Origin of the sequence: Ancylomarina sp. (assembly GCF_041555295.1) — a bacterium.
GTDB lineage: Bacteria > Bacteroidota > Bacteroidia > Bacteroidales > Marinifilaceae > Ancylomarina.
In genome coordinates this window covers 1-12822 of sequence record NZ_JBFFKR010000083.1, presented here as the reverse complement: position 1 = coordinate 12822, position 12822 = coordinate 1, and the positions used below count along the sequence as shown (strand labels likewise).

Here is a 12822-nt window from a genome sequence, read left to right as displayed (position 1 = left end):
TATTTTCAGAAATTTTAATAAAACCATAGTTTGTGGTTAAATCAATAGATGATCCACCTTGAGGATAGGCCTTTTCAGCCTCAAATTTGAATTCACCACTTTCAATAAGTTGCAAGCATTCGATATATGCTTTTTGTCTTTTTTCTTTTCTAGCCTCTTTATTTTGAGCAGAAGTATTTGAGAAGATAAATAGAATTAGGAGTGAACTAACCAGTATTATAATCTTGGATCTCATAGCTATACGTGTTGATTTATACTCTTCAAGTTAGCAAAAAAACATGCCACAAAAAAGCCCATCCAGATTTTATCCGAATGGGCCATTTTTATATCAATGAAAGCTCTATTTAGGCTCTCGCCATAAATTTTATTGGATCTATAACATAGCGTTTGTGAAGCGATGAACCAATTGGCCCATCCTCGTCAGCAGCTTCAATCTCAAAAGTCAATTTTTTGCCATCAACTTCTGTTAATTTCGCTGTGCAAGTCACTTTCTCACCAACTTTTGTGGCTTTAATATGCTTAGTGTCTATCTGAATACCAACAGTATCAAGACCTTTATCTAAATCATTTTCTATGCACTTTACAGCTGTGTTTTCCATAAATGCAACCATTGCTGGTGTTGCAAAAACAGGAAGTTTACCCGATCCATGTGCTATAGCGGTATTGCTTGCTTCAACAGTAATTTCCTGGGTGAAGCTTAATCCTTTATCTAAAGACATATTATAATTATTTTAACCTTTATACTTGCTCCCTTTAACCTTAATTTCCTTTATCCTTGTTTTTTAAAACTCAGAAGTGAAATGGAATTCCAAATTCTTATAATTTGCTTGTGCCATTTGCAACATATAACCCGAATCAGCTAAGAAAACATCTCTACCATGCTTGTCTTTTGCAATGTATTGATATTTCGCTTTCTTAAACTCTTTCAATTCTTCATCGTCATTGGATTTAATCCAACAAGCTTTGTGAAGGTTGATATGTTCCCAACGACAAGATGCGGTATATTCGTGAAGTAGACGGTATTCGATTACTTCGAACTGAAGTGCACCAACCGTACCAATAACCTTACGACCGTTGAATTGAGAGGTGAAAAGCTGCGCCACACCTTCATCCATTAACTGATCAATACCTTTTGCAAGCTGCTTCGATTTCATTGGATCAGCATTCTCGATATACTTAAATAGCTCTGGAGAAAATGATGGAATCCCTTTGAAGTTGATCTTTTCGCCTTCGGTTAAAGTATCACCTATTTTAAAGTTACCCGTATCATGTAAACCGATAATATCACCTGGGAAAGCCTCTTCAACAATGGACTTTTTCTCAGCCATAAAGGCTGTAGGACTCGAGAATTTTACCTTTTTACCATTACGAACGTGTAGGTAAGGGGTATTTCTTTTAAAAGTACCTGATACAATTTTTACGAATGCAATTCTATCGCGGTGGTTCGGATCCATATTCGCGTGAATCTTAAATACGAAACCAGAGAATTTTTCTTCTGTTGGTTGAATCATTCTTTCAACAGTTTGGCAAGGCAGTGGAGAAGGAGCAATTTTGATAAAGACATCAAGTAACTCCTGTACACCAAAGTTGTTTAAGGCAGAACCGAAGAAAACAGGTGCAATTTCAGCATTTAAATAATCATCAACATTAAATTCAGGGTACACGCCTGATACTAAATCTAATTCCTCACGAAGTATTTCGGCATCATCGCCAATGTGATCTTCCAACTCAGGACTTGAAATGTCGCTGAATTCAATAGTTTCCTGAACAGTTTGTGTTGCCGGAGTAAATAGACTTAAGTTCTTATGGTAGATATTGTAAACCCCTTTAAAATCAGGTCCCATATTAATAGGCCAACTCAAAGGATTTACATTCAATTGTAATTCTTCTTCAATCTCATCAAGCAAATCGAAAGCATCCTTACCCGAACGGTCCATTTTGTTGATGAAAACGATCACAGGCGTTTTTCTCATACGACACACCTTCATTAATTTTCGGGTTTGTGCCTCAACACCCTTAGCCACGTCAATTACAATAATAACCGAATCGCAAGCAGTTAAAGTGCGGAAAGTATCCTCTGCGAAATCCTGGTGACCAGGTGTATCAAGAATATTAATCTTATGTCCCTTGTAATCGAATCCCATTACCGAAGTTGCTACAGAGATTCCTCTCTGACGTTCAATTTCCATAAAGTCGGAAGTTGCAGTCTTCTTAATTTTGTTCGATTTTACCGCACCTGCCACGTGAATTGCACCACCAAATAACAAAAGTTTTTCAGTTAACGTTGTTTTACCTGCATCGGGATGAGAAATGATACCAAAGGTTCGTCTTCTCTTTATTTCGTCTATAAAAGCCATAGCTGATTGTATTTTCTTTCTACTTGAAACTTAGATTCGAAATGCAATGGTGTGACTTAAGAATCACAAATTGCAAAACATCAAAGTGTTTATTACTCTATATAAAAAAGCATGCAAAACTAAGCATTTTTAGTGGATTTTTGACTCGCCATTTGATGAAAATACTCAATTGTGTGGACTTTCCAGATAAATCTGCCAGATGTTCTGATATTATTGCTGTACATGTGAAAAATAAGCATAATTTCATCTATTTTTAGCTTTCATAAAAAGTCATTAAGCTTAAAATAAAGAAAAACATGAAGAGGATTGCGTTACTTTCTGATACCCACACTCATCTCGATGAAAGTTTGTTCAAACATTTGGAAGGATGCGATGAAGTTTGGCATGCAGGTGATATTGGAAATATTGAAACAGCTGACCGATTAGCTGGATATGCACCTTTAAAAGCTGTTTATGGCAATGCAGATGGGCAAGATGTTCGTCAGGTGCATCCGCTGCATCAACGATTCAAATGCGAAGAGGTTGATGTCTGGATGACCCATATTGGTGGCTATCCTAAACGATATGATATTAATGTACGTGATGAAATTAAACGAAACCCTCCTCAGCTTTTTATTTCAGGTCACTCTCATATTCTTAAGGTCATGTTTGATAAGGAATTGAATTTATTGCATATCAATCCAGGTGCAGCAGGAATGCAAGGCTTTCATCAGGTCCAAACATTAATTCGTTTCACCATAGATGGCAAGCAAATAAAAGATATGGAAGTTGTTGAGTTCGGTGCGAAAGGCAAGTAATTTGCTTTATATACCAATCATTTATTATATTTTAAAGCTCGTCAGATCGATTCTGATGAGCTTTTTTTATTATTTGAATTGTTTGTGTTTGATAATTCTCGTCTATTTAAAGAGATTCGCCTCCAATTACCCTAATTAGAGAATAATTTCACTATCTCTTCATCAATTATTTTTCTCTTCAATATTTACTTTTTAAGGATTTTTTTGATCTTCTCAATTCAAAGATTTCTAGGCAATCCTATATATGCAAGCCATAAATCATAATAGCTAATTTATGTAGACTAGCTATGCCACAATTAATTGGTCCCTAATTATATCACTTAGAATTGAATTGTTTGCCTGCTTTTAGTATATTTAGATATCTAAATGCTTTAGGAGGATGATTTGTGTGGAAAGTGGGTAAAAGCAACAGATAAGAACTAAATAAAAGAAGATCTACATGTCTGAATTACGGGTTTTTTTATTACTTTAGGGACTCGAAAAAAATAACCCCAAAAGGAGAATGACTCTTTTTATATTATCAATATCAAACCAAAATTTTAGAACATGCTTTTTGACCTCGAATTGATTAAATCAGTCTACAAAAATATGCCAGCCCGAATTGAGGCTGCCAGGAAGAGTTTAGCCAGACCTCTTACCCTAAGTGAGAAGATTCTATATTCTCATTTGTTCGATGATAATTCTCTACAAGAATATAAGAGAGGAGAGGCCTACGTCAACTTTGCTCCAGATCGTGTTGCCATGCAGGATGCTACGGCACAAATGGCACTGCTTCAGTTTATGAATGCGGGTAAATCAAAAGTAGCAGTTCCCTCAACGGTGCATTGCGATCACTTGATTCAGGCTTCTGTTGGTGCTGATGAAGATTTAAAAGAGGCTCTCTTGCAAAATAACGAAGTCTATAATTTCTTACAATCGGTTTCTGATAAATATGGTATTGGTTTTTGGAAACCAGGTGCTGGTATCATTCATCAGGTAGTTTTAGAGAACTATGCTTTCCCCGGTGGAATGATGATTGGAACTGATTCTCATACAGTAAATGCAGGTGGACTGGGAATGGTTGCTATTGGTGTTGGAGGTGCTGATGCTGTTGATGTGATGGCAGGAATGGCTTGGGAGCTTAAAATGCCTAAACTAATTGGAGTGAAGCTTACAGGAAAGTTAAGCGGTTGGGCTTCATCTAAGGATGTTATCCTGAAAGTAGCAGGTATTCTAACTGTAAAAGGCGGCACTGGCGCTATAGTAGAATATTTTGGAGATGGTGCTGATGCTTTATCTTGTACTGGAAAGGCTACAATTTGTAATATGGGTGCTGAAATTGGAGCGACAACTTCAATCTTCTCTTACGATAAGAATATGAGTACTTATTTACGTCATACTGGTCGTGAAAAAATTGCAGACTTGGCTGATGATATAATGCCACACTTGCGTGCTGATGAAGAGGTGACTTTAAACCCTGAGAAATATTATGATGAACTTATCGATATTAATCTTTCAGAATTAGAGCCATTTATTAATGGCCCATTTACACCAGATTTAGCACACCCACTGTCTGAATTTGCTGATGCTGTTAAGAAGAACGGTTACCCACAAAAATTGGAAGTTGGACTTATTGGTTCATGTACCAATTCGTCATACGAAGATTTATCAAGAGCAGCTTCATTAGCCAAGCAGGCTAAAAATAAAAACCTGAAAGCAAAATCTGAGTTTATTGTAACGCCAGGATCTGAGATGGTTCGATATACAACTGAAAGAGATGGTATTCTGAACGAATTTGAGAATATTGGTGGTGTCATCATGTCGAATGCTTGTGGACCATGTATCGGACAGTGGAAACGTCATTCTGATGATCCAACACGTAAGAATTCAATTATAACCTCATTTAATAGAAATTTTGCCAAGCGTAACGATGGTAATCCTAATACACACGGCTTTGTAGCTTCGCCAGAATTGGTAACAGCCATGGCTATTGCCGGAGATTTAACCTTTAATCCAATGACGGATACGCTAATCAACGAAGATGGTGTAGAAGTGCGATTGGATGAACCACAAGGTTACGAATTACCACCACATGGTTTTGATGTGAAGGATGCAGGTTATCTGGCACCTCAAGCTGATGGGAGTGCTGTGAATATTGTGGTTAATAAGATGTCGGAACGTTTACAGTTATTAGCTCCATTTAAAGCTTGGGATGGTGAAGATTATACTGGACTTAAGCTTTTAATTAAAGCTAAGGGAAAATGTACGACAGACCATATTTCAATGGCTGGACCTTGGTTGCGCTTCCGTGGTCACCTCGATAATATTTCTAACAATATGCTGATTGGTGCCATCAATTATTTTAATGAGGAAAGCAATTCTATTTTCAATCCCATTTCTGAAAAATATGAGGAGGTTCCCGCAACAGCTCGTGCAATCAAAGCAAAAGGATTATCCAGTTTTGTTGTTGGAGATGAAAATTATGGAGAAGGTTCTTCTCGTGAGCATGCTGCTATGGAACCACGTCATTTGGGTGTAAAGGTTGTTTTAGTTCGCTCTTTCGCTCGAATTCATGAAACGAACTTAAAGAAGCAAGGTGTTCTCGGTTTAACATTCGCCAATAAAGCGGATTACGATAAAGTTCAAGAGAAAGATGAAATTGATGTATTGGGATTGAAAGACTTCAAACCAGGGAAAAATTTGACTCTTGTATTGAAGCACGAAGATGGTAGTCAAGATGAAATTGAAGCTTGCCATACATATAATGAAGCACAAATAGGATGGTTTAAGGCTGGAAGTGCTTTAAATCTCATTCGTAAACAAAGCAATTCGTAAATTGAGTACTCATAGACGAAAGACTAACTAAATACTAGATAACACAAAATCAATTTAAACAATAATATTCTAACTATACCTAGCCATATGAGAGAGACTTTAAAATTAAAATTATCAAAGAAAATTGATGAGCACAGACCAAGAACAGAACGACTTTTAAAGGAATATGGTGATGTTCAGGTTGATAGTGTTACCGTATCACAAATAATAGGTGGTATGAGGGGGATTAAATCCCTTGTTACTGATATTTCTTACCTCGATCCAGAAGAGGGTATTCGTTACCGTGGTTATACGCTTGACGAAGTGATTAAAAATCTACCTAAGGCTAAGGGAGCCGAAATGCCATTTGTTGAAGGTTTGTTTTATTTGCTTTTAACTGGTGACTTTCCAAATGAAGATGAGGTGATGCAGGTGGTCGAACAATTTAATAAGCGTCGTATCGTGCCTCGTTATGTTTACGATGTGATTGATTCTTTCCCTTCATCAAGTCATCCAATGGCCATTTTTTCAACAGCCATTCTAACTTTAAATCGCGAATCTGCTTTTAATCGTCAATATAAGACAGGGCTTAAAAAGGAAGACTATTGGGAAGCAACCTACGAAGATGCTTTGAATTTATTGGCAAAATTACCTGAAATAGCTGCATATATTTACAATAAGTTGTATCGAAAAGGTGATCGAATTCAATCTGATCCGAATTTGGATATGGGTGCTGATTTTGCGCACATGATGGGTATTGATAAGCCATACGATGATGTATCACGTCTGCATTTTATTATTCATTCTGATCATGAGAGTGGTAATGTAAGTGCACATACAGGTCACTTAGTAGCAAGTTCGTTATCTGATATTTATCTTTCTATTTCTGCTATGATTAATGGTTTAGCTGGACCATTGCACGGTTTAGCCAATCAGGAAGTTTTGCGTTGGTTGCAGGACGTGATGGATAAGATGGATAATAAGATTCCGACTGAAGACGAAATGAAGCAGTTTGTTTGGGATACATTGAATTCGGGACAGGTGATTCCAGGTTTTGGTCACGCTGTATTACGTAAAACCGATCCTCGTTATATGTTACAGCGTGAATTTAGTAAGAAACATCTACCAGATGATCCAATCTTTAAATATGCTGATTTACTTTATAAAGTTGTTCCACCAATTCTTCAAGAGCATGGTAAAGCTAAGAATCCATGGCCTAATGTCGATGCACAATCGGGTGTTATTCAGTGGCACTATGGCGTAAAAGATTACGATTTCTATACCGTTCTATTTGGTATTGGGCGATCTATTGGTATTTGTGCCAATATTATTTGGGACAGAGCTTTAGGTTATCCGCTTGAAAGACCAAAATCAGTGACAACTGATATGCTCGAGGAGATGGTTGGCATTAAGAAAAAATAGTACTTCAATATGAAGCAAAGAAAATCCCCTTTAAACTAATGTTTAAAGGGGATTTTTATAATATAGAGTTAGTTAGGATAGTATATTAATTTCTTTAAGCTCCATTTCTAACTTAGTCATATCTTTGTGTATTTGATCTTTAAATTGATCAAACTGGCCTTTTACTTTATCTGATAAAGAACGGTAATATTCGATTCCTCCCAGAAGGTTATTTTTGAACTTTTCAAGGTTACGAATACTCTTCTTATCAGGATTCTTTAGGTCAGCGATTTGTTCCTTTAGGTAGTCGATATAAATATGTAACTCCTTGACAAACATATTAGGACGATCGGTACGTTTAATCAAGTTGAAACGACCATAAATATGGTCGACCATTTGTTTGAATGTAGCAGTCTCCGAAAAGTAAGCCATGTTTGGACCTGGACAAATTGAAACACCAGGACCATCAGCCGTAGTATCCAAATTATTTACTAGATAGGATGCAGCAGATAAGCCTTTACAAAGACAAGTTTTTTGACTCATCTTCTCAATTTCAACCTCGTATGCCTCTTCACTTAAATTTTGTGATTTAAGATCCTTGATCTTCAGATTTTGATATTGTCTTGATGCTGTACAGATTGCTTTGTCCGTATATTCTTTGTTGGAAACTAAGAGACGCTTTGTACAAACACTACCTGGTTTGCCAGCCTTGATCATTTCCATTTTTCCCTCATCACGTGTATTTCCTTTCAAATTATTGAAACGAACACCTAAAGGTGATGAATGACTTAGGTATAATTCCTCTTCTTTAGCTTCAGAAAGTGTTTTTAGAGTTGTTTTATCAACATCACAAACTTCAGGTACCAATAGGAAAGGAGTTCCCCAACCCACAGAGCTAATACCATAATAATCCATTAAAAATTCATGTTCCTCTGATGTGCCAACACCACCTTGAGCGGTAATCGTAAGCTCTAATTTCCCTTCTGGAACAGGACGTTTTTTTGCTTGGAGTGCAGAGTATAGTAGCTCACTTGTGTCTGCGCTTAATTCTGATTTGTTGTTTTTAAATTCTTCAAGAATAGGTCCCATTAACGAACCATCGGTAGCAAAAGCATGACCACCACAGTTAAGCCCTGATTCAATTCTGTATTCTGAAACCCAAATGCCTTTTTTAGCCAGGAATTTTCCTTGAATGAGTGCTGATCGGTAATCGCTTACCTTAAGAACCACTTTCTTTTTGATATAGCCATCTTCATTTGGATAAAAATCGTTGAATTGTTCCAGGTAGCCGTATAAGCGAGGATTCATTCCAGCAGATAATACTAATGAAGACTCAAGTGTACTGTTTGCAAAACCTCTTAATGCAGCATGAGCATCGTTATATTCCGATGGTAATTGTTCGCCCTCAAAGTAGTTGTCCTTATCAACCTTAGTCATGATGTTTACATCAATATTCCCAAGTGGTAGGTTTTCATTTAACCAAGTCTTAATATCCTTAAGGTAATGGTTATTGTTTACCTTGTCTTGAATTTCTTTTTTTAGAGTAGAAACATCAGGAAGAAGATCCATATATTTTTCAAATTCCTTACCCTTCTCAACAATTGATTCTTTAACTTCTTCGAATTTGTCCTTAACCATTTTATCCATAAGGTTAAGATATGCGGTAATTCTTTCTGCTCTACAATCCATTGTTTTACTAGATATAGGCTGGAAAGGCAAACTCAATTGTTTGCTATAAAATTCACGCAAATTCTCAAGAAGAATATCATCCACAATGGAAACAACTGATGAAATACCATACTGAGCTACTTGTAATGGTGTGTTCACAGTGTATCCCGTTCCCATAACAGGAATGTGGAATGTGTGTGCAGTTTTATTGGTCATTTATTTTTGTTTTTTTGATATGCGTTATGCAATATAACAAGTAAATATTTTTGTTTTGCATTAAACAGCCCGCAAGTTATTGTTTTTAGCCAGTTTATCAAATAAAATAATGATAAAGCGAAGTCTTATTCAGGAGTTTTTATTAATGTGTGAATAAGAAGGTTGCCATTGTTAATTAAAAAAGTTTGTATTGATTTGGACTCGTCTCTGTTTCAATTCCTTCTAGTTTTAATAGGTTTTGTTTTCTATCTAAACCACCTGCATAACCAGTTAGCTTACCACTTTTTCCTATCACTCTGTGGCAGGGAATAATAATGGGGATGGGGTTTTGAGAATTAGCTCTTCCCACTGCTCTGCATGCTGTTGGGTGGTCAATCTTATTGGCTACATCCTGGTATGAACAAACTTTCCCGTAAGGAATAGCTATGACTTCTTTCCAAATTTGTTTTTGGAAAGGTGTGCCATTGGGGTTAACGTTTACCGTGAAATTTTTAAGCTGGCCGTTAAAGTAGGCTTTTAATTCATTTTTAGTATGTTCAAGCAATTCAGATCCTTGGATCCATTCAGGATGGATCTTATGAGCTTTATCTTTAGGTTGAAATGCGATTTTTTTTAAGGCAAATTCTTGGGCAATAAGAAGTAAATATCCTATTGGAGATGAGAGAATATCATAATAAACTTGCATATTAGATCGGGTTAGATTTTGTATTGTTTATTGATATTTCGAAGATAATAAAATTGAGATGAACTCATTTTACTTCTAGCAATTTTTAAACGTTTTTTTTTTAACACGTAAATAAAGCCCTGTCTTTTGATTGACTGGGCTTCATATATTTATAAAGGATGCGAATTAGTTTTTACCGCTTAGTTCTCGGAGTACGACAGATGCAATATAACAGCCAAAAATTGGAGGCATATAAGAAATCGTGCCCACATTTGATCTTTTATTTTGACTTTCGGCCAAAATAACCGCCTTCTTATCTACATCTTCAGGTGAGAAAACGACTTGAACACCTTTAAAAACACCGATTTGATGAAGCTTTTTTCGAAGCATTCTCGCCAACCTGCAATTGTAGGATTTAGAAATATCTTTGATTTGAATTTGGCTTGGATCCATTTTGCCACCAGCACCCATCGAGCTCACAACTTTGTAGTTGTTTTTGAGACTATGATAGATTAAAAATATTTTTGGAGTAAGGGTATCAATGGCATCAACGACATAATCGTAATGGGTTTCTTCCAAGATTTCTATCATACGTTCCTCTTGCAAGAATTCATTAATGACTCTAAGTTTTATATCGGGATTAATTTCCAATAACCTATCTGCCATTACAACTGCTTTATCTTTACCTAAAGTTTGTGTTGTGGCTGGCATTTGTCTATTGATATTCGATGCTTCAATATTATCACCATCAACGATGGTCATTCGACCAATTCCTGCACGACAAAGTAGTTCTGCTGCATAGGCTCCAACGCCACCAAGTCCAACGACCAATATATGAGCATCTTTCACCTGCTCCAATCTTTCTTCTCCGAGGAGCAGTTCTGTCCTGCTCAACCATTCTGTATTCATCTATATTCAAAAAAAATTATACTTAAACTTTCAAACTTTTACTTGGTCTGGAATACAGATTTGTAATTTTCAAAAAGCTTCATTTTAAAATCGTCTAATTGCAAGCCCTTTAATTGAGCTGCTTTATTATATATGTCAATAATTGAGTGTTTGCTCTCATCCGTTTCCAGGAAGATTTGATTTATTGGTATTTCTACGAATACATTTTGAATCTTCTTATCAAATAACAAGGCTTCCCCAAAAGAGATATAACAATCCTGTTTTAGTAGATTTTGTGCAATCTGAATATTGTTTCTAAAACCGTGAATCAACCAAGGGGTAGAAGCTTTAATTTTCTTTTTGATTGAAATCAGTTCAGGAAAACATCTTACACAGTGGATAATGATGGGTTTGTTGAATTTTTCAGCTATTGCAACCTGTTTTGTGAAATAGGCCTTTTGAATACCTAAAGGGATAGCTATGTTTCTATCTAAACCTATTTCTCCAATTGCTAATACCTTATTAATTGATGCAATTGTTCTAATAAGATCAATATTTTCGTCTTCACAGTCTTTATTAAGATGCCAAGGATGCAGGCCCACCGAAACTATTTTGCTAGAAAGGTCTTCAAGTTTGATTTGCTCTGGAAAATAATTGACTATAGATATGACACTCTCCTTGCGATTTGAATGGTGCGTGTGTATATCTATATAAGGAGGTTTTTGCATTTTCTATTATTAGCTGCAAAAATATAAAAATAATGGAAATTGTATCTTTTTATTAGGGATTTATATTGGGAGGATGGTCTTAGGTTTATTCCTATGATCTTCATTTTATTACTACACATTTAATAAAGGTAAGATTTTAAGTTGACTCATAAAAGCTTTACTAGAAATAGATAAATTTCTTCTGTATCCCTTGTAAACACAGAAAAAAATCATTTACTTTACAAATATAAACGAACGTTCTTTACATATAAGATAAAAGCATAATCGCGCTAGTTATCGATTGTTAAACTCAACACTTACAAGTTACCGAGAAAGCTACACGTTTGCAAAAGCAGGCCCCAACCTTCGGGTTGTTTTCGGACACAGGGGAAACTTGACCAGATGGGCACTCAAATCCTGTTTTATAGGAGTTTATAAATCCATTAGCTAGTGCGATTTTTTATGTCCAAATGTGACTTATGTTTATGGAAACGTCATTTTTATATCTATTCAAGTTTGATTTCGGGAATCTCATCGGAATTGCTATTTTTGTGCCATACTACTGGCTAATCATAAACACACATCAGTTTTGACTCAGAGATATTTTATACAACTTAGTTATAAAGGAACCAATTATCATGGTTGGCAAATACAGCCAAACGCGATCACCGTTCAGGAAGTTTTGAATAAAGCTTTAAGCACGATTCTTAACCAAAAAATAAATGTTGTAGGTTGTGGTAGAACAGATACCGGTGTTCATGCCAGTGATTTTGTGGCTCATTTTAATATTTCTGAAGCGAGAGATGTTGAAGCTGAAAAGCTGGTGTTTCGATTGAATCGTTTTCTTCCGTATGATATTGCCGTGAAATCGATGTTCCCAGTTACGCCTGAGGCACATACTCGTTTCGATGCCTTATCGAGAACTTACCAGTATTTTATTACTAAGCACAAGAATCCTTTCCGCTCAGAATCTCATTGGCAGATGATGCATCAGCTTGATGTAGATAAGATGAATGAGGCCGCTAAGCTTCTTTTCGAATATGAGGACTTTACCAGTTTTAGCAAATTACATACCGATACAAAAACTAATATCTGTAAAATCTATAAGGCAGAATGGCAAGATAGAGGCGATGAGTTAGTTTTTACGGTTTGTGCTGATCGTTTCCTAAGAAATATGGTTAGAGCTATTGTTGGAACCTTGGTTGAAGTTGGTCGTGGAAAAATGGATATGGCAGGTTTCCGCCGGGTAATTGAAAGTATGAACAGATGCAATGCTGGATCCTCAGTTCCCGGTCATGGGCTATTCCTTTGTACTATAGAATATCCCCAAG

The 12822-nt window shown here is 36.2% G+C and carries 11 protein-coding genes; 4 read left to right on the top strand and 7 right to left on the bottom strand.

What is annotated here, in order from left to right; all coding sequences use genetic code 11:
* The 3 genes from ABY905_RS08090 to ABY905_RS08080 all read right to left on the bottom strand — a co-directional run.
* Positions 1–235, bottom strand: a 235-nt coding sequence (locus ABY905_RS08090) for a DUF4251 domain-containing protein (RefSeq protein WP_372642376.1), incomplete at its 3' end; no start/stop codon positions are given.
* A gap of 109 nt (positions 236–344) precedes the next feature.
* Positions 345–719 carry a thioesterase family protein gene (locus tag ABY905_RS08085; RefSeq protein ID WP_372642374.1) on the bottom strand — a complete coding sequence of 125 codons (375 nt, stop codon included), beginning with the start codon at positions 717–719 and terminating at the stop codon, positions 345–347.
* A gap of 63 nt (positions 720–782) precedes the next feature.
* Positions 783–2357 (bottom strand): peptide chain release factor 3, encoded by a 1575-nt coding sequence (locus tag ABY905_RS08080; RefSeq protein WP_372642372.1) that lies wholly within the window; start codon positions 2355–2357, stop codon positions 783–785.
* 296 nt (positions 2358–2653) lie between these two features.
* Here ABY905_RS08080 and ABY905_RS08075 point away from each other — a divergent pair, with 296 nt between their 5' ends.
* The 3 genes from ABY905_RS08075 (at position 2654) to ABY905_RS08065 (ending at position 7369) form a co-directional block, all read left to right on the top strand.
* On the top strand, positions 2654–3154 hold the full coding sequence (locus ABY905_RS08075) for a metallophosphoesterase (protein WP_372642370.1): 501 nt from the start codon (positions 2654–2656) through the stop codon (positions 3152–3154).
* 546 nt (positions 3155–3700) lie between these two features.
* The gene (locus tag ABY905_RS08070) at positions 3701–5968 is read left to right on the top strand and encodes an aconitate hydratase (protein WP_372642368.1); all 2268 of its coding nucleotides are present in this window, start codon (positions 3701–3703) and stop codon (positions 5966–5968) included.
* Positions 5969–6055: 87 nt separating this feature from the next.
* Positions 6056–7369 (top strand): citrate (Si)-synthase, encoded by a 1314-nt coding sequence (locus ABY905_RS08065; protein ID WP_372642366.1) that lies wholly within the window; start codon positions 6056–6058, stop codon positions 7367–7369.
* 72 nt (positions 7370–7441) lie between these two features.
* Here the strand turns inward: ABY905_RS08065 and ABY905_RS08060 are convergent, their stop codons facing one another.
* The 4 genes from ABY905_RS08060 to ABY905_RS08045 form a co-directional block, all read right to left on the bottom strand.
* Positions 7442–9232, bottom strand: a complete 1791-nt coding sequence (locus tag ABY905_RS08060; protein ID WP_372642364.1) for a hypothetical protein — start codon at positions 9230–9232, stop codon at positions 7442–7444.
* A 175-nt stretch (positions 9233–9407) separates the two neighbouring features.
* On the bottom strand, positions 9408–9917 hold the full coding sequence (locus ABY905_RS08055) for a methylated-DNA--[protein]-cysteine S-methyltransferase (protein WP_372642362.1): 510 nt from the start codon (positions 9915–9917) through the stop codon (positions 9408–9410).
* A 165-nt stretch (positions 9918–10082) separates the two neighbouring features.
* On the bottom strand, positions 10083–10805 hold the full coding sequence (locus ABY905_RS08050) for a ThiF family adenylyltransferase (RefSeq protein WP_372642360.1): 723 nt from the start codon (positions 10803–10805) through the stop codon (positions 10083–10085).
* A 38-nt stretch (positions 10806–10843) separates the two neighbouring features.
* Entirely contained in the window at positions 10844–11512 is a 669-nt protein-coding gene (locus tag ABY905_RS08045; RefSeq protein WP_372642358.1) for a TatD family hydrolase, read from the bottom strand.
* Between the two features lie 568 nt (positions 11513–12080).
* Here ABY905_RS08045 and truA point away from each other — a divergent pair.
* Positions 12081–12822: tRNA pseudouridine(38-40) synthase TruA (gene truA, locus ABY905_RS08040; protein WP_372642356.1), on the top strand; the 742-nt coding region annotated here is incomplete at its 3' end.

Bases quoted from the DNA above. Each gene is read 5' to 3' on its own strand.
- ABY905_RS08085 (WP_372642374.1), bottom strand. From the start codon at position 719: ATGTCTTTAGATAAAGGATTAAGCTTCACCCAGGAAATTACTGTTGAA.
- ABY905_RS08080 (WP_372642372.1), bottom strand. From the start codon at position 2,357: ATGGCTTTTATAGACGAAATAAAGAGAAGACGAACCTTTGGTATCATT.
- ABY905_RS08075 (WP_372642370.1), top strand. From the start codon at position 2,654: ATGAAGAGGATTGCGTTACTTTCTGATACCCACACTCATCTCGATGAA.
- ABY905_RS08070 (WP_372642368.1), top strand. From the start codon at position 3,701: ATGCTTTTTGACCTCGAATTGATTAAATCAGTCTACAAAAATATGCCA.
- ABY905_RS08065 (WP_372642366.1), top strand. From the start codon at position 6,056: ATGAGAGAGACTTTAAAATTAAAATTATCAAAGAAAATTGATGAGCAC.
- ABY905_RS08060 (WP_372642364.1), bottom strand. From the start codon at position 9,232: ATGACCAATAAAACTGCACACACATTCCACATTCCTGTTATGGGAACG.
- ABY905_RS08055 (WP_372642362.1), bottom strand. From the start codon at position 9,917: ATGCAAGTTTATTATGATATTCTCTCATCTCCAATAGGATATTTACTT.
- ABY905_RS08050 (WP_372642360.1), bottom strand. From the start codon at position 10,805: ATGAATACAGAATGGTTGAGCAGGACAGAACTGCTCCTCGGAGAAGAA.
- ABY905_RS08045 (WP_372642358.1), bottom strand. From the start codon at position 11,512: ATGCAAAAACCTCCTTATATAGATATACACACGCACCATTCAAATCGC.